The sequence below is a fragment of the Caulobacter sp. 10L414 genome, assembly GCF_056395525.1.
Genome location: NZ_JBFTJR010000028.1, coordinates 38659 through 62800, shown reverse-complemented (window position 1 = coordinate 62800; position 24142 = coordinate 38659). Strand labels below are relative to the sequence as shown.

General features: G+C 68.4%; 30 protein-coding genes. 16 read left to right on the top strand and 14 right to left on the bottom strand.

All coding sequences use genetic code 11. From position 1 onward, the window contains the following. Positions 1–210: 210 nt before the first annotated feature. Positions 211–1107, bottom strand: a complete 897-nt coding sequence (locus AC1DCG_RS13230) for an AraC family transcriptional regulator (protein WP_477030403.1) — start codon at positions 1105–1107, stop codon at positions 211–213. A 141-nt stretch (positions 1108–1248) separates the two neighbouring features. Here AC1DCG_RS13230 and AC1DCG_RS13225 point away from each other — a divergent pair, with 141 nt between their 5' ends. Next, positions 1249–2136: an oxidoreductase gene (locus AC1DCG_RS13225; protein ID WP_477030402.1), complete on the top strand. Its 888-nt coding sequence runs from the start codon at positions 1249–1251 to the stop codon at positions 2134–2136. A gap of 244 nt (positions 2137–2380) precedes the next feature. Here the strand turns inward: AC1DCG_RS13225 and rpmE are convergent, their stop codons facing one another. Beyond that, on the bottom strand, positions 2381–2611 hold the full coding sequence (gene rpmE / locus AC1DCG_RS13220) for a 50S ribosomal protein L31 (protein ID WP_058349579.1): 231 nt from the start codon (positions 2609–2611) through the stop codon (positions 2381–2383). A 114-nt stretch (positions 2612–2725) separates the two neighbouring features. Between rpmE and AC1DCG_RS13215 the strand changes: the two genes are divergently transcribed. Both AC1DCG_RS13215 and AC1DCG_RS13210 read left to right on the top strand, forming a co-directional pair. After that, entirely contained in the window at positions 2726–4585 is a 1860-nt protein-coding gene (locus AC1DCG_RS13215; protein WP_477041514.1) for an ABC transporter transmembrane domain-containing protein, read from the top strand. A gap of 89 nt (positions 4586–4674) precedes the next feature. Next, on the top strand, positions 4675–5208 hold the full coding sequence (locus AC1DCG_RS13210) for a hypothetical protein (protein ID WP_477030400.1): 534 nt from the start codon (positions 4675–4677) through the stop codon (positions 5206–5208). Here the strand turns inward: AC1DCG_RS13210 and AC1DCG_RS13205 are convergent. Further along, on the bottom strand, positions 5205–5531 hold the full coding sequence (locus AC1DCG_RS13205) for a hypothetical protein (protein WP_477030399.1): 327 nt from the start codon (positions 5529–5531) through the stop codon (positions 5205–5207). The two genes, AC1DCG_RS13210 and AC1DCG_RS13205, sit on opposite strands and share 4 nt — an antisense overlap. Before the next feature lie 155 nt (positions 5532–5686). Here AC1DCG_RS13205 and AC1DCG_RS13200 point away from each other — a divergent pair, with 155 nt between their 5' ends. Further along, positions 5687–6259, top strand: coding sequence for a hypothetical protein (locus AC1DCG_RS13200; RefSeq protein ID WP_477030398.1), 573 nt, complete (start codon positions 5687–5689; stop codon positions 6257–6259). On the opposite strand, the gene AC1DCG_RS13195 is transcribed toward AC1DCG_RS13200, so the two are convergent. Beyond that, on the bottom strand, positions 6216–7301 hold the full coding sequence (locus tag AC1DCG_RS13195; RefSeq protein ID WP_477030397.1) for a glycerophosphodiester phosphodiesterase: 1086 nt from the start codon (positions 7299–7301) through the stop codon (positions 6216–6218). The two genes, AC1DCG_RS13200 and AC1DCG_RS13195, sit on opposite strands and share 44 nt — an antisense overlap. A gap of 122 nt (positions 7302–7423) precedes the next feature. Between AC1DCG_RS13195 and AC1DCG_RS13190 the strand changes: the two genes are divergently transcribed. Beyond that, positions 7424–8125 (top strand): hypothetical protein, encoded by a 702-nt coding sequence (locus AC1DCG_RS13190; RefSeq protein WP_477030396.1) that lies wholly within the window; start codon positions 7424–7426, stop codon positions 8123–8125. After that, on the top strand, positions 8125–8328 hold the full coding sequence (locus AC1DCG_RS13185; protein WP_165257789.1) for a helix-turn-helix domain-containing protein: 204 nt from the start codon (positions 8125–8127) through the stop codon (positions 8326–8328). Before AC1DCG_RS13190 ends, AC1DCG_RS13185 begins: the two co-directional genes overlap by 1 nt. Positions 8329–8391: 63 nt before the next feature. Here AC1DCG_RS13185 and AC1DCG_RS13180 read toward each other — a convergent pair whose 3' ends face one another. After that, complete coding sequence (locus tag AC1DCG_RS13180) at positions 8392–9189, bottom strand: inositol monophosphatase family protein (RefSeq protein ID WP_165799375.1); 798 nt, start codon at positions 9187–9189, stop codon at positions 8392–8394. A gap of 262 nt (positions 9190–9451) precedes the next feature. Between AC1DCG_RS13180 and AC1DCG_RS13175 the strand changes: the two genes are divergently transcribed. From AC1DCG_RS13175 to AC1DCG_RS13165, 3 genes are all read left to right on the top strand, one after another. Beyond that, on the top strand, positions 9452–9757 hold the full coding sequence (locus AC1DCG_RS13175) for a hypothetical protein (protein WP_477030395.1): 306 nt from the start codon (positions 9452–9454) through the stop codon (positions 9755–9757). Positions 9758–9885: 128 nt separating this feature from the next. Continuing rightward, positions 9886–10743: a sigma-70 family RNA polymerase sigma factor gene (locus AC1DCG_RS13170; RefSeq protein WP_477030394.1), complete on the top strand. Its 858-nt coding sequence runs from the start codon at positions 9886–9888 to the stop codon at positions 10741–10743. A gap of 38 nt (positions 10744–10781) precedes the next feature. After that, complete coding sequence (locus AC1DCG_RS13165; protein ID WP_477030393.1) at positions 10782–11282, top strand: hypothetical protein; 501 nt, start codon at positions 10782–10784, stop codon at positions 11280–11282. On the opposite strand, the gene AC1DCG_RS13160 is transcribed toward AC1DCG_RS13165, so the two are convergent. After that, positions 11279–11686 carry a hypothetical protein gene (locus AC1DCG_RS13160; protein WP_165257797.1) on the bottom strand — a complete coding sequence of 136 codons (408 nt, stop codon included), beginning with the start codon at positions 11684–11686 and terminating at the stop codon, positions 11279–11281. The two genes, AC1DCG_RS13165 and AC1DCG_RS13160, sit on opposite strands and share 4 nt — an antisense overlap. 313 nt (positions 11687–11999) lie before the next feature. Beyond that, positions 12000–12647: a thiamine phosphate synthase gene (gene thiE / locus AC1DCG_RS13155; protein WP_477030392.1), complete on the bottom strand. Its 648-nt coding sequence runs from the start codon at positions 12645–12647 to the stop codon at positions 12000–12002. Between the two features lie 338 nt (positions 12648–12985). On the opposite strand from thiE, the gene AC1DCG_RS13150 reads away from it, so the two are divergent. Both AC1DCG_RS13150 and bfr read left to right on the top strand, forming a co-directional pair. Further along, positions 12986–13171 (top strand): (2Fe-2S)-binding protein, encoded by a 186-nt coding sequence (locus AC1DCG_RS13150; protein ID WP_058349592.1) that lies wholly within the window; start codon positions 12986–12988, stop codon positions 13169–13171. 152 nt (positions 13172–13323) lie between these two features. After that, entirely contained in the window at positions 13324–13806 is a 483-nt protein-coding gene (gene bfr, locus AC1DCG_RS13145; protein ID WP_058349593.1) for a bacterioferritin, read from the top strand. 75 nt (positions 13807–13881) lie between these two features. On the opposite strand, the gene fixK is transcribed toward bfr, so the two are convergent. The 7 genes from fixK to AC1DCG_RS13110 all read right to left on the bottom strand — a co-directional run bounded on the left by fixK (position 13882) and on the right by AC1DCG_RS13110 (position 19063). Beyond that, positions 13882–14520 (bottom strand): transcriptional regulator FixK, encoded by a 639-nt coding sequence (fixK, locus tag AC1DCG_RS13140; protein WP_165257801.1) that lies wholly within the window; start codon positions 14518–14520, stop codon positions 13882–13884. A gap of 136 nt (positions 14521–14656) precedes the next feature. Continuing rightward, entirely contained in the window at positions 14657–15076 is a 420-nt protein-coding gene (locus tag AC1DCG_RS13135; protein WP_477030391.1) for a lysozyme inhibitor LprI family protein, read from the bottom strand. A gap of 65 nt (positions 15077–15141) precedes the next feature. Beyond that, entirely contained in the window at positions 15142–15357 is a 216-nt protein-coding gene (locus tag AC1DCG_RS13130; RefSeq protein WP_477030390.1) for a hypothetical protein, read from the bottom strand. Then, positions 15305–15955: an RNA polymerase sigma factor gene (locus AC1DCG_RS13125; protein WP_477030389.1), complete on the bottom strand. Its 651-nt coding sequence runs from the start codon at positions 15953–15955 to the stop codon at positions 15305–15307. Before AC1DCG_RS13125 ends, AC1DCG_RS13130 begins: the two co-directional genes overlap by 53 nt. 130 nt (positions 15956–16085) lie before the next feature. After that, a complete protein-coding gene (locus AC1DCG_RS13120; RefSeq protein WP_165257808.1) occupies positions 16086–16460 on the bottom strand; it encodes a flagellar protein FliS in 375 nt (124 codons plus the stop codon). Continuing rightward, on the bottom strand, positions 16447–18135 hold the full coding sequence (gene fliD / locus AC1DCG_RS13115) for a flagellar filament capping protein FliD (protein WP_477030388.1): 1689 nt from the start codon (positions 18133–18135) through the stop codon (positions 16447–16449). The genes AC1DCG_RS13120 and fliD overlap by 14 nt, the downstream gene beginning before the upstream one ends. 97 nt (positions 18136–18232) lie before the next feature. Further along, positions 18233–19063: a flagellin gene (locus tag AC1DCG_RS13110; RefSeq protein ID WP_101720057.1), complete on the bottom strand. Its 831-nt coding sequence runs from the start codon at positions 19061–19063 to the stop codon at positions 18233–18235. A gap of 410 nt (positions 19064–19473) precedes the next feature. Here AC1DCG_RS13110 and AC1DCG_RS13105 point away from each other — a divergent pair, with 410 nt between their 5' ends. Genes AC1DCG_RS13105 through AC1DCG_RS13085 form a run of 5 tightly spaced genes read left to right on the top strand, consistent with a single transcriptional unit; the run spans position 19474 to position 24007 of the window. Continuing rightward, positions 19474–19755: a flagellar hook capping FlgD N-terminal domain-containing protein gene (locus AC1DCG_RS13105; RefSeq protein WP_101720058.1), complete on the top strand. Its 282-nt coding sequence runs from the start codon at positions 19474–19476 to the stop codon at positions 19753–19755. Positions 19756–19766: 11 nt separating this feature from the next. Then, positions 19767–21044 (top strand): flagellar hook protein FlgE, encoded by a 1278-nt coding sequence (gene flgE, locus AC1DCG_RS13100; RefSeq protein ID WP_165257813.1) that lies wholly within the window; start codon positions 19767–19769, stop codon positions 21042–21044. A 5-nt stretch (positions 21045–21049) separates the two neighbouring features. After that, entirely contained in the window at positions 21050–21376 is a 327-nt protein-coding gene (locus tag AC1DCG_RS13095) for a hypothetical protein (protein WP_477030387.1), read from the top strand. Between the two features lie 4 nt (positions 21377–21380). Continuing rightward, positions 21381–23108, top strand: a complete 1728-nt coding sequence (gene flgK, locus AC1DCG_RS13090) for a flagellar hook-associated protein FlgK (RefSeq protein WP_477030386.1) — start codon at positions 21381–21383, stop codon at positions 23106–23108. Positions 23109–23110: 2 nt separating this feature from the next. Continuing rightward, positions 23111–24007, top strand: a complete 897-nt coding sequence (locus AC1DCG_RS13085; protein WP_477030385.1) for a flagellin — start codon at positions 23111–23113, stop codon at positions 24005–24007. The last annotated feature ends 135 nt before the right edge of the window (positions 24008–24142 follow it).

Sequence of the window (24142 nt, the reverse complement as noted above, 5' to 3'; positions counted from 1 at the left end):
TCCCGAGACCGTCTTGCGGCCCCGCTCGATGCGGTCCTCGCCACGCTTGGGCCGGTACCAAGAGCCCTCCCCATGGCGGGGACGGCTTTGATTATGGCCCGGGTTTCAGCGCGTCTGATTGAATTGGCTGAGAAAGTTGTAGAGCGTTGAGTTCGTGGAACTCTTTTCGACGAACGCCGGGGATGGACAGGGCTCTGTCCCCGTCCCCCCCTACACCGCCACGCTGAGCGACGGATCGGCCCGCAGGCGCGCCATGTCGCGGCCCGGCGGGCGGCCGTAGAGGCGCGCGTACTCGCGGCTGAACTGCGAGGGGCTGTCATAGCCGACCGAAAAGCCCACGCCCGCCACGTCGCGGCCCTGCACCAGCAGCAGGTTGCGCGCCTCCTGCAGGCGGATCTGCTTCTGGTACTGCAACGGGCTCATGGCGGTCACCGCCTTGAAGTGCCGGTGCAGCGAGGTCTCGCTCATGCCCGCCACCTGGGCCAGCGCCTCGATCCGCATGGGTTCGGCGTAGTGCAGGCGCAGCCAGCGGATGGCCCGGCGCACCTGGTCCAGCCGGCCGCCCGACGAGGCGATCTGGCGGATCATGCCGCCCCGCTCGCCGTTCAGCAGACGCCACATCAGCTCGCGCCGGACCATCGGCCCCAGCACCACCGCCTCGTGCGGACGGTCCACCATGCGCACCAGCCGCATCACCGTCTCGATCAGTTCATCGTCCATCTGGCTGACCGCCAGGGCCCGGGTCGGCGTGATCTCGGGCAGGACCTCCCCAGCCTCGACCAGCAGGTCGGCGATCATCGCCGGATCCAGCGGAACGCCCACGGCCAGATAGGGCGCGGCGATCACCCGCCCGCTGACCGGCAGGTCGGCCGACACCACAAGGTACTCGCCAGCGCCATAGGGATAGCTCTCGGCCCCCAGGGTGGTGGTCTTGGCCCCCTCCAGGATCAGGCACAGCATCGGCTCGTAGACCAGTTGCTGGGCCTCGGTGACGGTCGTGCTGGCGATCATGTGCAGGCCCGGCGAAACCAGCGGCCCGACCCCGTCCGTCGAGGCCTCTCCCAGGCAGCCGCGCACCAGGGCGACGAGTTCGGGCAACTTGCTCATGGCGATACTCAACCTTTGAAGGCCCGGCCGAGCAACGAGGATCGATCACTTGGCAGGATCGTGCAAGAGGCTGACGGCATCGATCTACGGCCCGCGCCCGGTGCGGGACCATGCTGCAGGCTCCCCAGAAGGAGCTTCCCCATGACTTCCCCCGCCCCCCGCACCTGGTTCGTCACCGGCGCCTCGCGCGGTCTCGGCGCCGACATCGTCCGCGCCGTCCTGGCCGCCGGCGACCGCGTCGTGGCCACCGCCCGCAACCGCCAGACCCTTGTCGAGACCCTGGGCCAAGACGCCGACAACCTGCTGTCGCTGGCCCTCGACGTCACCCGCCCCGACCAGGTGCAGGCCGCCGTCGACGCGGCCCAGGCCCGCTTTGGCCGCATCGACGTGCTGGTCAACAACGCCGGCTACGGCCACCTGTCGGTGTTCGAGGAATCGACCGCCCAGGACGCCCAGGCGCAGTACGACACCAACGTCTTCGGCCTGATGCACGTCACCCGCGCCGTGCTGCCGATCATGCGCGCCCAGCGCTCGGGCCGGATCTTCAACATCGCGTCGGTGGCCGGCATCGTCGGCGGCGAAAGCGGCACGCTGTACTGCGCCTCGAAGTTCGCCGTGGAGGGCTTCTCGGAATCGCTGGCCGGCGAGGTCCGCCGCTTCGGCGTCCACGTCACGGTGGTCGAGCCCGGCTTCTTCCGCACCGACTTCCTGGAGGCCACCTCGGTGCGCCACGGCTCGCACCCGATCGCCGACTACGCCCAGGTCGCCGCCGACCTGAAGGCCTTCTACGACGCCCGCAGCCGCAACCAGGCCGGCGACCCGGCCCGCCTGGGCCAGGCCCTGGTGACGCTGGCGAACGCCGAGCGGCCGCCCGTGCGCTGGTGCGCCGGCACGGACGCCCTGGCCATGGTGCAGGCCAAGATCGACAGCCTGCAGGGCGAGCTCGACGCCTGGCGCGACCTGTCGGCCTCGACCGACGGCGACTTCGAGTTCAGGCCGGAAGCCGAGACCGCAACCGCCTGGCGCTAGAGCATCTTGTCATCCCGGCCGGAGGAGCGCGTCAGCGGTCCGTAGAGCCGGGATCTCCCACGTCGGCAAGGTCTGAACCGTGGGAGATCCCGGCGCTCCGCTTCGCTGCGGCCGGGATGACAGAGTTGCGGGACGAGCTATCAGCCCCGTCCCGCCGCGCCAAACCAAGGCCCAGATACAGAAAAAGCCGGCCCGCGAACGCGGAGCCGGCTTTTCGTCGCCCTTACGGCGAGACTTCGAGGCTTTAGGCCTTCTTCGCGGTGAAACCGGCGAACTTGGCGTTGAAGCGCGAGACGCGGCCGCCACGGTCCATCAGCTGGGCGTTGCCGCCCGTCCACGCCGGGTGGGTGCGCGGGTCGATGTCGAGCGCCAGGTTCGCGCCTTCCTTGCCGTAGGTCGAGCGGGTTTGGTAGCTCGAGCCGTCGGTCAGGGTGACGGTGATGAAGTGGTAGTCGGGGTGAATGTTCTGTTTCATCGGACGGTCCAACCGACTAGAGCGCGGCGTGAAATGTGGGTGAGCGCCACCAGCGGGGTGGCCCTCGAAGACGCGCGGCTATAAAGAACCCGCGCGATTTTGGCAAGGACCCAGTTGATGACCGACGTTAACGGCGGCGAGATTCAGGCCGACGGCCGACCCGGCGCCGGCGCCGAACTGGCCCAGAGCCTGAGCGAGGCGGCCGCCCGCCGCCCACGCCGCAAGGACATCCGGCCCCTCGCCCACCTGCTGCCGTTCGTCCGCCGCCACATCGGCGACGCGCTGGCGGCCGGCTTCTTCCTGTTGTTCTCGACCAGCGCCACCCTGGGCCTGACCGCCGCCTTCAAGGAGGTGATCGACAAGGGATTCGCCAAGGGCGCGCCGGGGGCCGGCGCGGTCAACGGCGCCTTCCTGCTGCTGGGCGGGGTGGCCCTGGTGCTGGCCGTGGCCACGGCCGCGCGCTTCTTCTTCGTCACGCGCCTGGGCGAGCGGGTCGTGGCCGACCTGCGCCGCGCGCTCTACGGCCATGTGCTGTCGCTGGATCCGGCCTATTTCCTCAAGACCCGCACCGGCGAGGTGCTGTCGCGGATGACCACCGACGTCACCCTGATCGACCAGCTGGTCGGCGCGTCGGCCTCGATCGCCATCCGCAACACTCTCAGCCTCGTGGGGGGCCTGGGCTACATGGCCGTGGTCAGCCCCAAGCTGGCGGGCTTCATCGTGCTGATGGTGCCGGTGGTGCTGGCGCCGATGTTCCTGATGGGCCGCAACGTGCGCAAACTGTCGGCCACCGCCCAGGACCGCTTCGCCGACGCCGTCGGCTACGCCGGCGAGAGCCTGGACGCGCTGGACACCGTCCAGGCCTTCGTGCGCGAGCGCGAGGCCGACCGCCGGTTCGGCGCGGCGGTCGAGACCGCCTTCGACGCCTCGGTGCGCCGCATCCGCGCCCGCGCCCTGATGACCTCGGTGGTCATCACCCTGGCCTTCGGCGGCGTGACCCTGCTGCTGTGGTTCGGCGCCCAGCTCGTCCTGAAGGGCGAAATGACGCCGGGCACCCTGGCCCAGTTCGCCCTCCTGGCGATCATGGCCGCCGGCTCGGTCGGCGCCCTGGGCGAGGTGTGGGGCGACGTGCAGAAGGCCTCGGGCGCCATGGACCGCATCGCCGAACTGCTGAACGCCAAGCCGGGCATCGCGCCTCCGCAGGCGCCCAAGGCCCTGCCCTCGCCCGTGCGCGGCGAGATCGCCTTCGAGGACGTGGCCTTCGCCTATCCGGGCCGTCCCGACCTGCCGGCCCTGAACGGCTTCTCGCTGACCGTGAAGCCCGGCGAGACCGTCGCCCTGGTCGGCCCCTCGGGCGCGGGCAAGAGCACCGTGCTGCGCCTGCTGCTGCGCTTCTACGACCCGCAGGACGGCGCGATCCGCCTGGACGGCGTCGACCTGCGCGAGGCGACCCCCGCAGAGGTGCGCGGGACCATGGCCCTGGTCGCCCAGGACTCGCCGCTGTTCTCGGGCTCGGCGATGGACAACATCCGCTTCGGCCGCGCCGACGCCAGCGAGGAAGAGGCCCGCGCCGCCGCCGACGCGGCCCAGGCCACCGGCTTCATCACCGCCCTGCCCCAGAGCTTCGACACGCCGGTGGGCGAGCGCGCCAAGACCTTGTCGGGCGGCCAGCGCCAGCGCCTGGCCATCGCCCGCGCCCTGGTGCGCCAGGCCCCGATCCTGCTGCTCGACGAGGCCACCAGCGCCCTGKACGCCGAGAACGAGCGCCTGGTGCAGCAGGCCCTGGACGCGGCCATGAGCGGGCGGACCACGCTGGTCATCGCCCACCGCCTGGCCACCGTGCTGCAGGCCGACCGCATCGTGGTCATGGAGGACGGCCGCGTGGTCGAGGAAGGCAGGCACGCCGACCTGGTGGCCAAGGGCGGCCTCTACGCGCGCCTGGCCCGGCTGCAGTTCGGCGTCGAGGCGGCCTGAGCCTCGCCGCCCCCCCCCTCTTCCGTCGCATTGACGAAGCGCGCGCGGGCGTCGAAAGCTCGCGCCCTTCGTCCCGGGGGTTGCGTATCGTGATCGACAAGCTGACCGTCCTCAATCCGCTGGCCAGGCTGACCGATGAGGAGAGCGCGGGCCGCGCGGCGCGCGCCGGCGCCGTGGGGCTTTGGCTGACCGCCGCCGGCAGCGTCATCGGCGCCGCCTCGATCCTGCTGCGCTTCGACACCTACCTGGCCAGGATGCGCGCGGCGGCCGCCGCCAAGGCCGTACACCAGGACCCCGTCGTGGCCGAGGCCGTGATGCGCAGCATCGGCCCCAGCCTGGCCTGGACCACCATCGGCCTGGCCGTCGTGGTGTCGCTGGTCTACGGCTGGCTGGGCGCCGTGCAGTGGCGGCGGCGGACGAGGATCATCCCGCTGCTGATGCTGCTGCTGGCGCTGTACGGCCTGTTGGCCACGCTGGCGGGCCTGCTGAGCGGCCAGACGGCCGGGCTCGTGCCGCCGGTCCAGCTGGCCCTCAGCCTCACCCTCAGCGTGCTGGCGCTGCTGTGCTTCATCGCCGGCGTGCGGGGCGGCTTTCGCCTGCACGCCCTGCGCAAGGCCGGCTAGCCGCCCGCCTTCTCGGCCTCGACCGCCTTCTTGATCAGGGCCACGTGGGCCACCTGGTCGCGCAGGGCCTGGAAGGCGGGACTGGACGGAGCGTCCGGCTGCTTTTCGGCCCAGTCGACCAGGGCCAGCAGCGCCTCGCTGATGCGGCCGATCTGGCGGCCGTAGCTGCCCACCTCGTCGAGCACGCGGCTTTCCACCTCGGGGCTGCGCGACTGGCCCAGATTGACGGTGAACAGGGAAAAGTCGCCGAAGCTCCACGACCACGGATTGATGGTCTGGGTCAGCTGGCGCGGGGCCAGGGAAAGCTGGAACGGCTGGGTCATGCGGGCCTCCCGGTCAGGAGCGGCCAGCATGTCGCCTTTGCAACGCCCGCGTGTGACACGACCGCCGAACGCCGCATGAAACGATCATCTCGCCCAAGTTGTCGGCCGTGCTAGAGCATCATCGGCGGAGATTTCGACAGACGGGGGCGTCGGACATGGGCTTTGGCAGACGGATCGCGGCGGCGGCGATGGGCGCGGCGTTGCTGGCCGGCTACGCGACAGAGGCCGCGGCCCAACCGCCCTACTACGCGATGCCCGACGACTGGCGCCGCCAGGAAGAGGCCCCGTACGGCTTCTCGGTCGAGCTGCCCGTCGCGCCCGACCGGGAGGAAGACCGCTCCGCGCCGCCCAGCCTCAACCTCACCTACCGCGACCGCAACGGAGAGATCGCGATCCTGGCGGTCGACCTGGGCGCGGCGATCTCGCTGGGCGAGGCCAAGGAAAACGCCATGCTGAACGGCATGATGGAGGAGTTCGCCGCCGAGCAGCGCGCGCGGCTCGTCGAGGCCCGACCGGTCACGCTGGAGCATGGCAGGGCCGTCGAGGCGACCTACCGCGCCCTTTCCGACGACAACATCATGATGAAGGCCCGCGCCATCCTGGCCGGACGCTATGTCTACGTCATCTCCTCGACGGGCTTCGCCGGGAACATGCCGCTGACCTACGAGCGGGTGCTGGCCTCGTTCAGGCCTGTCGCGCCGCCGCCGCCAGCCCCGGGAAGTCGCTGAACACCCCGTCGACTCCGGCGGCGTACAGCGCCTTCAGCACAGCGGTGACGTCGCCGCGCTGGGCCAGGTAGTCGGGCGCGGACGCATTCCCCTTCCGCAGGGTCGCCGGCAGGAAGTAGTTCTCGGCCCGCACCGTCCAGGGATGCACCAGCAGGCCCGCGGCATGGGCGTCCTTCACCAGGGAGGTCGCCGGCAGCAGGGTCTGCTTGTCCTGCGGCACGACCATCGTCTTTTCCGGGCCCAGGCCGTCGGCATAGGCCGCCACGCCCTTCAGCCCCTCGGGGGTGACGAGGTCGGCGTACTTCACGGTCGGCAGGTCGGCCGGACCGCCCTCGCCCGCCACCAGCAGGACGAGGCGCGCGGGCGTCTTCAGGCGCAGGGTCTTCAGCGGCCCCACCTCGAAGCACTGCACGAACACCGGCGCGGTCTTGGAATTGAGGTCGTTGCGCTTGAGCGCCTCGACCATGCGGCCCTCGATGGGCAGGCCGATCGAGGCGAAATAGGCCGGGTGCTTCATCTCCGGATAGACGCCGATTGTGCGGCCCACGCGCTTGCTCTCGGCGCGGGCGAAGGCGACCACCTCGTCGAACGTCAGGACCTGCGCCTGGCCGTCGAAGGCGGCGCTGGCCGGACGCAGCTGCGGCAGCCGCTCGCGGGCCCGCAGGGTCTTGATCTCGGCCAGGGTGAAGTCCTCGGTGAACCAGCCCGTCAGGCTCTCGCCGTCGATGGTCTTGGTCGCCTTGCGGGCGGCGAACTCGGGCCGGGCGGCCACGTCGGTCGTGCCGCCGATCTCGTTCTCGTGGCGCACCACCAGGTGGCCGTCCCTGGTGACGACGAGGTCGGGCTCGATGAAGTCGCAGCCCTGGTCCACGGCCAGGCCGTAGGCCAGCAGCGTGTGCTCGGGGCGCTCTCCCGAAGCGCCGCGGTGGGCGATGACCACCGGCTTGCGCACGCCGGCGCGGACCATGGTCGGGATCATGCTGGCGCCCATGGTTCCGGCGAGGGCGGCGGTCGTCATGGCGCGGCGGGTCAGAAGGGTCATGGCCGCTGATTAGCGCGCGGGTGTGACGGTTTGGCGAGCGAAAAGCGACAAATTACAACCATCGCTTGACGACAATAAATTATCGTGAATTGATAATTCCATGTTGAACTTCGGGGGCACCAATGACCATGGGCGACAATCCTGATCGCGGGTCGCGCTGGCGTGACGCCGGGCTGCGAGGCTTCAGCGGCCTGATGGCCCTGCTTTGCGGACTTTGCGGCGTCCTTCTCGCGATCGCCATCACCGCGACCCTGACCTCCGGCGCCTACTCCCACCTCACCGGCAAGACGGTGGACTGGAACCGGGGCAAGCCGGACAGCCAGATCACCCTTCGATCCAGCCTCAACAAGACCGCCTGCTCACCGACCGCGAAAGGCGGGGCGAACTGCCGGGCAGTAACCGCCAGGCCTTCGCTCGGGGAGGCGGCTCCGTTCATCGCGGGATCGCTGATAGCCGCCCTGCCCGGCTTGGCCCTGGCCTACGGCCTGATGCAGGCGGCGCTGTGCTTCGCAGGCCTGACCTCGGGCGCCTACCTGCAGGCCAAGACGGTGTCCCGGCTCAAGAAGTTCGCCCTGGCCGGCCTGGCGTTTCTCTTCGCCAATCCGATCGCGGGCTTCCTGGGCAAGATGGTCGCCTATCTGACCTATCACGCGATCCAGCTGGCCTCGGGAAAGGACGGCTTTGTCTGGTTCGGCTCGTTCGAGCGAACCTACGAGGGCGTCAACGATCTTCTGGCCCCCATCTACGCCGTCACCCTGACCATCATCGCCCTGATCATGGTCCGCGCATCGCGCATCGCCGAAGACCACGCCCAGATCGTCTGATGCGGATCGTGGTCAAGCTGGGCGTCGTGATGGCCGACCGCAACGTCAAGTCCAAGGACCTGGCGGCCCATGTCGGCATCACCGAGGCCAACCTCTCGCTGCTCAAACAGGGCAAGGTGAAGGGCGTGCGGTTCGAGACGCTGGAGAAGATCTGCGCCTATCTCGACTGCGAGCCAGGCGACATCCTCAAGATCGAGCGCTGACGCAAAGAAAAAGGCTCCGGAGCCATGCCCCGGAGCCTTCGTCGTTCACTGCGGTCAGGCGCCTCAGCCGGCCGCTTGCAGGGCTTTCAGCACCTGCGGGTGCAGCTCGGGGTTCGAGGCCAGGATCGAGGCGCCCTGCACCGGGTCGCCGTGCTCTTCGATGGTGGTGACCTTGCCGCCCGATTCCTGGACCATCAGCACGCCGGCGGCGACGTCCCAGGGCTTGAGGTTGCGCTCCCAGTAGGCGTCGAAGCGGCCGGCGGCCACCCAGGCCAGGTCGAGCGAGGCCGCGCCGAAGCGGCGCACGCCGGCGACCTTCTGGCTGACCTGATGCAGCTCCTTCAGGAACTGGCCGTGGCCGGGCTTGCCGACGAACGGCACGCCGGTGGCCAGCACCGATTCGTCCAGGTGCTTGCGGGCGGCGACGCGCAGGCGCTTTTCGGCGCCCAGGAACGCGCCCCGGCCCTTCTCGACCCAGAACAGGTCGTGGGTGATCGGGTTGTAGGTGACGCCGGCGACGACCTCGCCCTCGCGCTGCAGGGCGATGTTGACCGCGAAGTGCGGGATGGCGTGCATGAAGTTGGTGGTGCCGTCCAGCGGGTCGACGATCCAGGTGTGGGTCTTGTCGGTGCCTTCGACCATGCCGCGCTCCTCGCCGAGGAAGCTGTAGCCGGGACGCGCCTTGCTGAGGATCTCGAACAGGGTCTGCTCGGCCTTGAGGTCGGCGTTGGTCACGAAGTCGCCCGCGCCCTTCTTGGAGACCTGCAGCTCGGTGACTTCGCCGAAGTCACGGGCCAGACCCCGGGCGGCCTTGCGCGCGGCGTCGATCATCACGTTGAGAAGGGCGGAAGGCGTGGGCACGGGCGGATATCCTATGGATTTCCCTGCACCGGCGCGCGGAAGCGCGGCGGCGGGAGACGGACGATGGCAGTGGGAAAGAGCGGGCGCGGAACCTAGACGCGGCGCCGCCGGAAGGCAAGGCGGGGCAGATTGTCGCGGCCTGGGCCTCGCCACTTGAAAAAGGGGACCGATCGGTCAATTTTATGAGCGGCGGTTGATCCAGCGCAAAGCGAGGGGTCGCGCCACGCGCAAACTCCCCTTAGCGCAAAGAAGGAACGCCCCCATGACCAAGCTCTCCCTGATCACCGCCGCCGTCGCCCTGCTGGCCGCAGCCCAACCCGTCGCCGCCGAAACCCTGCTGGGCGGCTCGTCCCACGCTCCCGCCGGCTCCTCGCAACGCGTGTCGGTGACCGGCAAGACCGCGTCCGTGGTCAGCGACGAGCTGACGCGCGCCGCTCGCCAGGTGTGCAGCGCGGCCCTGAAGAGCAGCCGCCACCCGAACTATGCCTCATGCGTGACCGAGACCCTCGGCAAGGCCCGCGCCGACTACGCCGCCCTGCGCTCGGCCAGCGCCAACGCGGCCGAGTAAAGCCTTCCGCTCCGCGCCGCCGGGGATCCCCACCCGGCGGCGCGGAATTGTCGGGAAAAAACTCTGCGGCCATGTCACGTCTGGCGCCCTGGCCTCGTCCTGTCGGCGAGAACCCGAGGGATCCGCCGATGACCGCCGCCGACACGATCTTCGAAAGCCGCCGCCACGCCATGACCGGCCTGGCCTATCGCATGCTGGGCTCGCGGGCCGAGGCCGAGGACGTGGTGCAGGACGCCTGGCTGCGCTGGCGCGAGGTCGACGAGGCCGGCGTCGACAATCCGGGCGCGTTTCTCAACCGCGTGGTCTCGCGCCTGTGCCTTGACCGCCTGAAGTCGGCCCGCGCCCGGCGCGAGCTCTATGTCGGCGAGTGGCTGCCCGAGCCCGTGGTCGACGTCGACGAGACCTTCGGCCTGGGCGAGAACCTGACCGTGGCCTTCCTGCTGGCGCTGGAGCGCCTGACGCCGCTGGAGCGGGCGGCCTTCCTGCTGCACGACGTGTTCGACACGCCCTTCTCCGAGATCGCCGCCACCCTGGACCGCTCGGAAGCCGCCGTGCGCCAGCTGGCCGCCCGGGCCCGCGACCACGTCAAGGCCGGCAAGCCCCGCTACAAGCCCAGCCCCGACGAGGAGCGCCGCCTGACCAAGGCCTTCATCGCCGCGGCGCTGAGCGGCGACGCCGCCACCCTGCGCGGACTGCTGGCGCAGGACGTGGTCATGCACGCCGACGGCGGCGGCAAGGCCTCGGCGACCATGAACCCGGTCTTCGGCCTCGACAACGCCGTGCGGCTGCTCGAAGGCATCGCCCGCAAGTGGCCCCAGCCCGACGACGTGGCCGTTCGCCTGGCGCGCATCAACGGCCAGCCGGGCGTGGTGCTGTCGCACGCCGGCGTGGTCATCCAGACCATGGGCCTGGACATCGTCGAAGGCCGCATCGCCGCCGTCTACACCATGCGCAATCCCGACAAGCTGGCGCGGGTCGTGGCCTGACGATTGCGAGGCGCGGATAAATCGCCGAGCTTGCGGTCATGTCGCCCTATCCTCTCCAGCCGAAATCAAGCGCCAAGCTGACCCCAGGCGATTTCTGGCCGATCCCGCTCGTGAACGGCCGGTTCGGCTGCGGCCGAGTGCTGCAACGGCCGCCTGCCGGCCTGATCGGCGGCAGAACCCAATTCCTCGGCGGTCTGATGGACTGGCATGGCGACGCGCCTCCGACCGCGGCCGATCTGCGGGGCGCTTCGACTATCGACCAAGGCATAATGCCCTTGAGGTCCATCACCGACGTCGGCGGCGCGATCCTCGGCAACCGCCCACTCGAGCACGACGGCGAGCAGCCATGGACCTTCGTCAATGGTGATCGCATCCAGCGCGGCTATGACGACCTGCGCGCCTGGCGCGATCCGACAGACAACAATCTGCCGCCCCTCGGCTGGCAGGGTTGGAATGTCATCTGGCTGCGTGCAAACGAAAGGCTGGCCGGCGTCGACCTGCCGGACGACGCCGAGCCGCCTCGCCCCGGAACGCCTTAAGGCAACGGAACCTTCGCCAGGCTGTCCTTGGTCTCGCAGGCCAGCTTGCCGGCCTTGCCCGCCGCGCCGGAGATGTCGTCGAGCTTGGCTTCCTGGCGCCAGTTCTTGGGCAGGCCCTTGTCGCCGGCGAAGTCCATGCCGAGGTCCATCCACTTGTCGGCGGCGCAGTCGAGGGCGAAGAGCATGATCGGGCCCTTGCCGGCCGGCCAGGCCTTGTAAGGCCCGCCGCCCTTGCCTTCGGCGATGCGCAGCACCACCAGGCCGGACTTCTCGTCCACCCTCAGGAAATCGGCGTCATAGAAGGTCTTGGCCTCGCCCGGGGCCGGTTTCCAGGTCTCCGCCGGAGCGGCGACCGGGACGAGCAGAGGTACGCTGAGCAAACACGCTACGAGCCGCTTCTTCATGGCGGTCCCTCCCCGTTATCGTTCGCTGGTGAAGGAGGCTATGCCGGTCGCACAACCACGGCAAGAGAACGTCGTTATGCGCGTTCGGCGGCGTGCATTTCTGTGGTCGCGAGCTCTCGCGCCAGATCGGATCGGCTCTCTCCACGCCGTCTTTCCCCGCGAAGGCGGGGATCCAAGCTGACTTTCAGGAGGAGGCACGGCCGTGGATCAGGTGCGGATTCGGCTTGGGTCCCCGCCTTCGCGGGGATGCTCGGTGAAAAGTCGTTTAGGCTTGCAAATTGGGATCCGGCTTAGAGGCGCCCCTACCTCAGGGTCAGCCCCGCGCCGCCAGCCCCTGCGCGATGGCCGCGTTCAGCGCCGCGACGGCCGCATCGGGACCTTCCGGATGGGCCCAGACCCCGCCCGAGACGGCCAGGAAGTCGGCGCCGGCGGTCGCCAGGCCCGCGGCGTTGGCGGCGGTGATCCCGCCGATGGCCACGCACGGAACCTCCATCGTCTCCTGCCAGATCGACAGGATGTCGGGCTCGGCGACGATCGGCGCGTCCTTGGTGGTGGTCGGGAAGAAGGCCCCGAAGGCCACGTAGTCGGCCCCGGCCTCGGCGGCCTCCATGGCCAGGTGGCGGCTGTCGTGGCAGGTGACGCCGACCATGCGGTCCTTGCCCATCAGTTTGCGGGCGGCGGCATAGGGCGTATCGCCCTGCCCCACGTGCACGCCGTCGCAGTCGAGGCGGGCGGCCAGATCGGGGCGGTCGTTGAGGATCACCGCCACGTCGTGGGCGCGGGCGATCGGCGCGATGGCCTCGACAGCGGCGGCCACCGCCTCGTCGGAGACGTCCTTGAGACGGATCTGCAGGGCCGCCACGTCGCCGCCCTCCAGGGCGCGGGCCAGCTGGCGGCCGAAGGCGGCCAGGTCCGGCAGGGACGGCGGGGTGATCAGATAGAGGCGGCAGTCGAGCGTCATGCGCCGCCTTTACGCCGATTTGGGGCGGAGCGCGACTTTGGGGGAGCCTGGGCCGGGAAGGCTCTCTCCGATAGACCCCATATACACCGTAAATTCCCCGCGAAGGCGGGGACCCAAGCCGACTTTCAGGATGAGGCTGCGCCGCGACAGATCCGCCGGCTCAGCTTGGATCCCCGCCTTCGCGGGGAAGCTCGGGAAAAGGGGGGCCAAGCTCTCGGCTGTTACTCCGCCCCCTCGCCTGCGACGACGCGCCGCCGTTCACTCGACTGAGAGTCAGTTGCAAACCGGTGGAAAACTGTTAGATGAGAATGACAATCATTCGGTAGGGCGTTCTTTCCTTGTACGTCTGCAATTGTAACGGCATCCGCCAGCGTGAAGTCCGCGCCGCGATCGACGCGGGGGCGACTCGTCCGGCCGAGATCTTCCGCCACAAGGGCTGCCAGGCCCAGTGCGCCAAGTGCGTCTGCGAGATGCGCCAGATGATTCAGGAAGCTCAGGAAGCTCTGGCTTACGCGGCCGAATAAGGCTTCCTGCGACGCAAAGTCGACAATTTCAGGTTACCGCGAAGCACTCTCACGCTTTTCTGTGAGGCTGCGAAACACTTGCACACATTACTGTTGAAGCGCAGAAAAACGCGACTAAGGGTTCGGTCGAACTCGAACCTTAGGAGGCCGCCATGCAAGGCGATCCCGGCGTTATCCGCGTCCTGAACGCTGTGCTCACCAACGAGCTGACGGCCGTCAACCAATACTTCCTGCATGCGCGCATGCACGACAACTGGGGCTTCAAGCGCCTCGGCCAGATCGTCTACCAAGAATCGATCGGCGAGATGAAGCACGCCGACAAGCTGATCAACCGCATCCTCTTCCTGGAGGGCCTGCCCAACCTGCAGGACCTGCACAAGCTGAAGATCGGCGAGACCGTTCCCGAGTGCCTGGCCGCCGACCTGTCGATCGAGCTGTTCAACCGCGAACTGCTGGTGCCGGGCATCGTCCAGTGCGAGCAGGCCCGCGACTACATCAGCCGCGAACTGCTGCGCGAGATCCTCAACGACACCGAGGAGCACATCGACTACCTCGAAACCCAGCTGTCGCTGATCAAGTCGCTGGGCGAGCAGAACTACCTGCAGAGCGCCATGGGCGAACTGCCGGCGGCCTGACCCGCCACGCAAGTCCAAAGACTTCGAACGGCCTTCCCGCTCCCGCGGGGAGGCCGTTCTGCTATTCGCCCAGGCCTATTCGCAGAGCGCTTCCAGCGCGTCGCGGTCGAGCAGCTCGACGTGGCGCACGGTCGGCAGGGCGATCAGGCCCTCCTGCAGGAAGCCCGTCAGGGTGCGCGACACCGTCTCGATGGTCAGGCCCAGATAGTCGGCCATGTCCTGGCGGCTCATCGGCAGGTCGAAAGCCGCCTCGCCGGTGCGGTCGGCCAGCAGCAGCAGGAGGCCCGCCACCCGCTCGCAGGCGCTGCGGCGACCCAGCATCAGCACGTGGTCCTGGCTGCGCTGCAGGCCAGAGATGGTCAGTTGATAGAGCTGGCGGGCCACCTGGCCGTCGCGGGCGGCCAGGTCGCTGAGCGCCCGGCGGCGGACGATGCGGACGGTGACCTCGCTGACCGCCTCGGCCGTAGTGCGGCGCACCTCGCCGGCCTCGAAGCCGAAGGCCTCGCCGGCGAAGTGGAAGGCGTCGATCTGGCGGCGGCCGTCGCGCAGCAGCCGGCCCGTGCGCACCGTGCCCTCGACCAGTTCGTAGACGTGGTCGGCGCGGTCGCCCTCGGCGAAGATCTCCTCGCCGGCGGCGTAGCGGATCACGCTGGCGGCGGCGACCGGCAGGGCCGGCTGGGCGCAGGCGGGCTCGAAACGAAGGGGCGACAGCATCAGAGACGGCTCCCGAAGGAATGGGGGCGAGAGACGCCGCCCCAACGCCGACACATTCCCCCTACTCTTCGTACGGGTAAATTCGGGAGCGCCGCATAAGGGGTTCTGCGTAGGCGCCGCCCGGGGAGGTTCCTCGTCAGCGCCTCTTGACCATCCGCTCCAGCTCCACCGCCCGCACGGTGGTCATGCTGAGATGGCAGCCGCCGATGTTGAGCATGTCGATGGTGCCGCCGGTCAGGCCTTCCTGGCATTCGGCGTCGCGGCGCTTGATCCAGGCGCGCTGGACGGTGCGCAGCTTGGCCTGCTCGGCCTTGGAGCGCCTGGCCATCACCGCCTTGTAGGCGCGGTTCAGGCGGGCGTCCTGTTTCTGGAGCTCTTCATGGGTGCAGCCGGCCATGGCGGCGGTGACGCCCTTGATCGCGTCGCCGCTATTGAGGCAGCGGTCGTAGGCCGGCGAGTATTCCTTCTGGGGATCGATCGGATCCGAGGCGGCGAAGGCCGGCGGCGCGGCGATGGCCAGCAGCATCAGGCCGGGCGTCAGTCGTCGTAGCAGCATGCGGATCCTCGCTTTCGGCGGGCAGGATGACCCGCCGATCTCGACGCCTTCAAGGCGCCGCGCCGCTAGAGGTTCCTGGCGATCCGGTCGGCCAGGGGCGACAGGTCCCCGCCGTCGTCGTCGAACACGCCCATGTCCTCGGCCGTGACCTGGGCGAACAGGTCCTGCGCCGCCTGCGAGGTCGTCAGCAGGTCGAGCGCGGCCTCCGCCTCGTCGCCTGGCCAGCGGTCAAGCCGTGCGCCCAGCGCCTTCAGGCGCGCTTCGAACAGTTTCAGGTCCATAGCCACAGATCTTCTTCTGCCTCTGGAGTCTCGTCTTCAAGGTCTGCCGGCCCCGTTTCAGGAGCGAGCGGACCGCCTGTTCCGAACAGCCCATGGCGTCGGCGATTCTACCGACCTCGAGCTCTTCGAAATAGAACAAAGTCAAAGCCTGGCGCTGGGTGTCCGGCAGCTTGCCCAGGGCCTGCTGCAGGGTCACGGCGACCTCCGAGCGTTCGAGGTTGGCCAGGGCGTCGGCCTGCGCCGGCCCTCGCACCTCGGCGTCGGCCAGGCGGGTGATGACCTCCTGGCTTTCCGGCACGGCCTTGCGGACGCGGCGGCGGTCGATGGCCTTGTTGACCGCGATGCGGTGCAGCCAGGTCGAGAACCGCGCCTCCGGCGCCCAGCGCTCGCGGGCGCGCCAGGCGGCAATAAATGCCTCCTGAGCCGCGTCCTCGGCCTCCTGCACGTCGCCCAGGACGTTCAGGGCCAGCCGCCGGACCATCCGCAGATGCCGGTCGACCAGCACCCGGAACGCCAGCTGGTCGCCCTCGCGGCAGGCAAGGAACAGGTCCTCGTCCGACCGCGCGTCCGCCAGCCCGAACTCGCCCGTCACAGTCATCGCTGAATTCGCCATGGCGATTACTCGCCTCCATCGCTGTATCGCAATGGGATTGGCAAACAGCGTGCCATATATCGGATAACTAAATTATTGAATTCACCCGATACATTTCGAATACATCGGCGCGTTGCTATTTTTCAGAGCGGAGTTCTTTGCAGAACGGACGCAACAAGTCGAGTACGATTTGATACGAATTCGACACATCTTTGCGGCGACTGGCGCGAACCATGCTGTCGAGCACGTACTGGTAGAAGCTGCGCAACGTCCTGCCGTCCGGTCCGGCGGCCGAGAAATCCAGGCTGGTCGACAGCACGGTGAGGATCTGGGTGGCGCGCATGGCGTGTCGGCACATTTGATCCAGCCGCCCCTGCTCGTGGGCGAATTTTGCCGAGCCGATCGCCCGGTAGAGCTCCTCGTGCACCGAGGCCAGCACGTCGCGCGGGCTGGCGGTGAGGCGGCTGGAGGCCGCGTAGGCGCTGAACGCCTGGCTGTTAGTCGTCGTCATCGCTGCTGGCTCCGAGGATGGCCTTGATCTGCTCTTGAAGGATCTGGGCGGCGTAGAGCTCTGTCTCCATCGCCGAGTACTTCGCGATCAGCTTGGTGCGGTACGTCTCCGCGCTGTCGCGGATGCTTTCCGATTGCTCGGTCAGGTCGGCGTTGACCGTGTCGAGCGTGTTGATGCGCTGCTGGATCACGCCGGTGGTGGTGTTGGCGTAATCGCTCATCAGGCTGGTGATCAGGTTGGCGAAGCCCTGGGTGATCTGCACCGAGATCGTGCCGCTGGTCGGGTTGGCCAGGGCGAAGGACAGGCCCTCGTAGATCGACCCCGTCGCGCCGACGATGCGGCTGCCCGAGATCGTGAACAGGCTGGAGTCGCCGTCCACCGACACGCTGGAGATCGCCCCGTCGGTGACGGTGACCTCCAGGTCGAAGTCGTAGGACAGGGTGGTGTCGTTCTTGAGGAGCTTGAGGTTGCTGTCGCTGGCCTCGAACTTGGTCTCGAAGAAGGCCGCCACGCTGGACAGGTCGGTCAGCAGCAGGTTGTCGAGCGAGGTCTCGTCCGACAGCTCCAGCTGGTTGGCGCTGTTGAGCGTAATGCCCAGGGCCGACAGGTCGGTCAGCTCGTCGTCCGAGCCCGAACTGCCGCCCAGCAGGGCGTTCAGCTGGCGGTTCACATCGCGCAGGATGCCGTCGGCGAACAGCACCGCGTCGTCGGCCACCGTGCCGTCGGCGCCCACCGTCTGGTTGGTGACGACGAAGGCCCGCAGGGCGTTGTAGGCGTCGATGAAGTCGGTGATCGCCGTCTTGATGTCGTCGTAGTTGGCCTCGATGTCGAGGGTGATGGTCTGGCCCGTCGTGGCCTGCATCAGCGAGATCGACAGGCCGGGAATGACGTCGGTCAGCTCGTTGCCGTCGCTCTCGATCTCGACGCCGTCGATCGTGACGATCGAGGGCTGGGCGGCCTGCAGCACATTGGCGAAGGCGCCCGTGCTGTCGGTCAGGCCCAGCGACTGGCCGATGTCGTCGCCCGAGACCGAGGACATCGTGATCTGCTGGTTGGTGTCGCTGGTCGACATCACCAGGCGCGTGCCGGTCGAGCTGGTGATCAGGGTGGCGGTGACGCCGGTGGTCGAGGTCTTGGCGTTGATGGCCGCGGCGATGTCGCTGACCGTCATGGTCGAGGTGACGGTGATGTCGGCGGCGGTCCCGCCGTCGACGCCGATCGAGACCACGCCCGACAGGTTAAGCGCCGTGCCGGCGGTCTGGGCGCTGGACGTCACCTTCATGGCCTTGGCCAGCTGGGTGACGGTGATTTCGTAGGAGGCCGCCACCGCATCGCTGTCGGCGTCGACGGCGATCACCGAGGTCGCGTCCGTGCCGTCCGAGGCGGTGAGGTAGGCGCTCTTCTCGTCGAAGGCGTTGGTGGTGGTCGTGACCGAGCTGTAGGTCGTGCCCGCCAGCGCGGTCATGGAATCCGAAATCGCCTGCAGCAGGGTCTGCAGCGACTGGTACGAGGCGATCTTGCTCTCGTTGGCCGTGACCTTGGCGTCGATGGTGTCGGCGCGGGCGGTCTTCTGGGCGACGGCCGCCTCGATCAGGGAGTCGGTGTCGAGGCCCGAGATCGTGCCCGTCAGGTAGGTCGTCGAACCCGAGGTCGAGACGCTGCTGGTCGTCGTCATGGCAATGTCCGGAAAGTCGGCGGGAGAGCCTTAAGGGGCTCCCCCGCCAGTCTGCAGGACGACGGGAGCCAGGCCCCCGCCATCGCGACACGAGCGACTACTGCAGCAACTTCAGAAGCGACTGGCTCATCGAGTTGGCCTGGCTGAGGGCCGAAATCGCTGCGCTGGTCAGGGTCTGAGCGTTGGTGAAGTTGGTCTGCTCGGCGGCGATGTCCACGTCGGTGATCGCCGACGCCGCCGACTCCAGGTTCTCGAGCGACGTGGAGATCACGTCGCCGCGGAACTCGAAGCGCGACAGGGTGGCGCCGACGTCGGCGCGCATTTTCGAGACCGCCGTGATCGCCGAGTCGATCTCGTCCATGGCAGCGACGGCGTCGCTGGTGGAGGTGATCGAGGTGACGGTCAGGTTCAGCCCCGTGGTGTTGGCCTCACCCAGCTCGACCTTGATGACATCGGTGCTGGACGTGCCGACCATGAAATCCACGCCCGTGCCTTCGGTGTAGTTGCTGTCACCGTTGAGCAGAGTGACGCCGTTGAAGGTCGTCGTCTCGGCGATGTCGTTGATTTCCTCGGTCAGCTGCTCGTACTCGGCGCTGATGTACGACAGGTCGGCAGTGCTCGACGTCCCCGACTGGGCCTGGGCCGTCAGGGAGTTCATGCGCTGCAGGATGTCGGCGATGTTCGACAGGGCGCCGTCCGCGGTGTTCAGCACCGAAGTGCCGCTGGTCACGTTGGTGGCGGCCTGGTTGAGCACGGTGATGTCGGCGTTCATGGACGTCGCGATGGCGAGGCCGGAGGCGTCGTCCTTCGCGCTGACGATCCGCGAGCCGCTCGACAGCTTCGCCAGGGATTCGCTCTGCGCGGCCGAATTGTTGTTCAGGTAGCGCAGGGCGGTGTTGGCGGCCGTGTTGGTGGAGATAACAGGCATGTTCTAGTCCGGTTCTCTGTCTGGAGTCCGCCCGGGGGAGAGTCCGGTCGGGAAGCTGTCCGCCGTTCTGACGGCCTGGCTTCGACGGGTTGAACGGGACGTCCGCCGACGATGGGGCGGATTATTTTTCGCAAAACGAGCGGCGCGCTTGAGCCCTCCCCCTCCACCCGTCTTTCCCGCCCTTGTGGCGGGAACCCCTGGTTCCATTCGCACGTGAAGCGCCAGCGGACTGCCAAGCAGTCCGCCCCTCTCGCCCATGCGGCTGACAGAGGGGTTCCCGCCACAAGGGCGGGAATGATGGGAGTAAAGAGACCCCCAAAAATAATCCGCCCCATCCGGCGCGGAGCCTCCGTTGAACCCGTCGATCGGCGCCCAGAGCGACCGGACCGCTTCACCGGAGGGCTTTCTCCATGACCACCGTCTCCTCGGCGACGAGCACCAGCACGACCAGCTCCAGCAGCTCGTCCGGCACGCTGCAGCTTGGCACCACCGACTTCCTGAAGCTGCTGATGACGCAGCTGACCAACCAGAACCCGCTCGATCCGACCGATCCGACCGAGTTCACCAGCCAGCTGGCGACCTATTCGTCGCTCGAGCAGCAGATCAACATGAACGACACGCTGACGACGATGTCGGACAACATGTCGTCGCTGCTGACCCAGGTTCAGCTGCTCGCTTCGGCCTCGGAATAGGGGCCGCGAGCATGAGCCTGTCCTCCGCCCTCTCGACCGCCGTCTCGGGCCTGTCCGCCCAGAGCATCGCCCTGTCGGCGATCTCCGAGAACATCGCCAACGCCTCGACCACCGCCTACAAGACGACGGAAGTGTCGTTCCAGTCGCTGGTCAGCGGCGCCATGGGCACCAACACCTCGACCAGCTCGGTGGTGGCCAAGACCAACCAGGCGCTGAACGTCACCGGCGCCATCTCCTCGACCAGCGTGGCGACCAACATCGCCATCGACGGCTCGGGCTATTTCGTGGTCGCGGCCAACGCCGGCGACACCGGCAGCGACCTCGTCTACAGCCGCAACGGCAGCTTCTCGACGGACGCCAACGGCTATCTGGTCAATAGCGAAGGCTATTACCTGATGGGCTATCCGACGGACTCCGACGGCAACGTCCTGGCGTCGAACACCAGCGACCTGACCAGCCTGTCGGCGATCAACCTCGACTCGATCAGCGGCACGGCCAAGGCCACCTCGACGGTGAGCATGGCCGCCAACCTGCCGGCCGACGCCACGACGGGCCAGAGCTTCGACACCAGCATGGAGGTCATCGACTCCCTGGGCGTCAGCCACACCGTCGGCCAGACCTGGACCAAGACCGGCGACAACACCTGGTCGCTGACCCTGTCGGACCCGACCCTGACCAAGGACAGCGCCACCACCTCGGGCACGATCAGCCCGAGCACGGTGACGGTGACCTTCAATTCCGACGGCAGCCTGGCCACCACCGACCCGTCGCCGGTCAACATCAGCATCACGGGCCTGTCGACCGGCGCGGCCGACAGCGCCATCGTGCTGGACCTCGGCTCGACGGGCGGCACCGACGGCCTGACCCAGTACGCCTCGACCTCCTCGACCCTGTCGATCAGCCCGACCTTCGAGCAGGACGGCGCCAACTACGGCGAGCTGTCGGGGATCAGCATCGACGAGAGCGGCCTGGTCACGGCCAATTTCGACAACGGGGTCAGCCTGGCGATCTACCAGATCCCGGTCGCCACCTTCAGCAACCCCAATGGCCTGACCCACGTCTCGGGCACGGTCTATGACGAGAACACCGCCGCCGGCCAGGTGCACCTGAACCTGCCGGGCGAGGGCAACGCCGGCAGCCTGGTGGCCAGCGCGCTGGAGGGCTCGACCACCGACACGGCGACCGAGTTCAACAAGATGATCATCGCCCAGCAGGCCTATTCGGCCGCCTCGCAGGTGATCAGCGCCACCAGCGACATGTTCGACACCCTGATCCAGGCCGTCCGGTGAGCGTCATGGGCACGATCGAACGCCTGCACACCCGCGCCCAGAAGGCCCGCCGCGATCCCAAGACGCCCGTGGTCTCGTCGGTCGAGGAGGCCCGCGCCCTGGCCCGCAGCATCGCCGAGGGCCTCTCGGCCCTGTCGGACGACCAGCGGCTGCTCATGCTGTCGAACCTGCACGAGGTGCAGGCCACGCTGGAAGAGCGCATGGCCGGCCTGGAGACCGAGATGGCCCAGGAGCGCGTGCGCATCCAGGCGGTGAACCGCGGCCTGAACGCCCAGGCCGGCTATCGCGGCGGGGTGGCGTCGCTGCGCGACCACCGGCGCCGCAAGGACTGACGCCATGTCGCTGTCGTCGATCATCAGCTCGGCCTCGTCGGCCCTGTCGACCGCGCAGATGCAGATCGCGGTGGCCAACGCCAACGTGGCCAACGCCGACGACCTGACCTACACGCGCAAGACGGTCAGCACGAGCGCGACCACGGCCCTGAACTCGGCCTCCAGCGCCACCGTGCAACGGGCGGCCGACACCTACCTGGCCAAGACCGTGGTCAAGACGGCGTCGGCCTCGGGCTACGCCTCCACGATCGACACCTACATGCAGTCCTACGACGCCGTGCTCGGCTCGGTGGACAGCGGCGATGACCTTTCCAGCCTGCTCGACGCCTTCTCCAGCGCCCTGACCAGCCTGTCGGCCAGCGCCGACAGCGACACGGCCAAGGCCGCGACAGTCTCGGCCGCCTCGGCCCTGGCGGCTGGGATCAGCAGCCTGTCGGCCTCGATCCAGGACCTGCGCACCCAGGCCAACGCCGAGATCGCCACGACGGTCGACACCATCAACTCGACCCTGTCGACCCTGGCCTCGCTGAACGACCAGATCGTCTCGATCACTGCCCAGGGCGGCGACGTCACGGCCCTGCAGGACCAGCGCGACGCGGCCCTGACCACCCTGTCGGGCCTGATCGGGGTCAGCAGCTACACCACCTCCGACAACCGGCTGGTGGTCTACACCACCGGCGGCGACCAGCTCTTGGGCACGACGGCGGCCAAGCTCTCGTACACCGCCTCCAGCACGCTTTCCTCGACCAGCGTCTATCCGACCTCGATCGCGGGGATCACGCTGAACGGCAAGGACGTCACCGAAAGCCTCGATTCCGGCCAACTGGGCGCGCTGGTGACCCTGCGCGACGAGACGCTGGTGGGCGAGCAGGCCGAGCTCGACGCCCTGGCCTCGACGCTGATCGACCAGGTCAACGCCATCACCAACGCCGGCTCGGCCACGCCAGCGCCGACCAGCCTGACGAGTTCGTCCAGCGTTTCGGGCGCCGACGCCTTCTCCGCGACCGGCACGCTGCGGGTGGCCGTCGTCGATTCCAGCGGCTCGACGGTGTCGACCCAGGACATCGATCTGTCGGCCTATTCCACCCTGGCCGATCTCGTCAGCGCGCTGGACGCCGTCGACGGCCTGTCGGCGAGCATCGGCTCGGACGGCAAGCTGTCGATCACCGCCGACAGCAGCGCCAACGGCGTCGCCCTGGGCGACATCGGCGCCTCGGTCGGCGCATCGGCGCAGGGGTTCTCGGACTATTTCGGCTTCAACGACCTGTTCTCGGGCTCGACCGCCGCCGACATCGCCGTCTCGTCCAGGCTGTCGGGCGACTACGGCCTGCTGGCCACGGCGGCCCTCGACACCACCTCGACCCTGGCGGCCGGCGACCGGGCCCTGTCGACCTCCGACAGCGCCACGATCGACAAGCTGTCGGCCATGCTGTCGGGTACGCTGAGCTTCGCCGCCGCCGGCGACCAGGGCGCCAAGACCGTCAGCCTGTCGTCCTATGCCGCAAGCTTCGTCTCGGGCGCGGCCACCCTGGTTTCCAACGCCTCGTCCAGCGCCGCCAGCGCCCTGTCGACCTACGAGGCGGCGACCACGCGCCTGCAGAACACCACCGCCGTCAATGTCGACGAGGAACTGGCCCTGCTGACCACCTACCAGTCGCAGTACGAGGCCAACGCCCAGCTCGTCTCGATGGTGCAGGAGCTGTTCGACACCCTGATCCAGATGGTGAACTGACCATGATCAGCCGCATCGCCACCTTCGGCCATTCGACGACCATGCTGGCCGCCAGCCTCAAGGTGCAGGCCAAGCTGGCCGACCAGCAGGCCCAGACGGCCTCGGGCCTGAAGTCGACCACCTACGGGGGCCTGGGCAGCAACACCGGCAGCCTGCTGCGCCTGTCCAGCCAGAGCAGCGCCCTCACGGCCGAGAACGCCGCCGCCCAGACGGCCACCGCCTACGTCAACGCCGCCTATTCGGCGCTGGGCGACATCGCCGACCTCGCCACCACCATCAAGACCCAGCTGGCCTCGATGATCTCGAGCACGACAATCGACTCGGCCACCACCGCCCAGTACGCCACCAATTGGCTAAGCGACCTGCAGGCGCTGATGAACAGCACCTCCGGCGGGGCCTACCTGTTCTCGGGCACGGCCGGCGACACGGCCGCCGCCGACTTCAGCGACGCCGACTGGGACGCCTCGGCCAGCGTCGACGCCGACTACTACCAGGGCTCGTCGGCCACGCGCACCTTCACCACCACCGACGGCCAGACCATCGACCTGTCGGTCTCGGGCGGCTCGGCGGCGTTCGAGAAGCTGGCCCGCGCGCTGTCGATGATCATCGCCTCGCCCGACGACAGCGACGTGGTCTCGGCCGCCTACGACCTGGCCGGCGAGGCCCTGACCGGGATCGGCTCGCTGCAGGAACAGGTCTCGATCCAGGCCTCCACCCTCGACCGCCTGATCGAGCGCAACGAGGCCAAGATCGAGAGCATCGACACCCTGGCCTCCAACCTCAAGGACGCCGACCTCGCCGAGACCGCGGTCCTGGCCACCCAGTACGAGACCCAGCTGGAAGCCATGTACTCGATGATCTCCAGCCTCTCGTCGCTGAGCCTGACGAAGTACTTGTAGGGCGCGAGTGCAAGGAACCTCCCCCCGTGGGGGAGGCGGCCGAAGGCCGGTGGGGGGCCGTTTTCAGCTTCCAAGACGCCGGCCGATTTTCCACCCACTCCCCCCACCGACCGCTTCGCGATCGCCTCCCCCAGA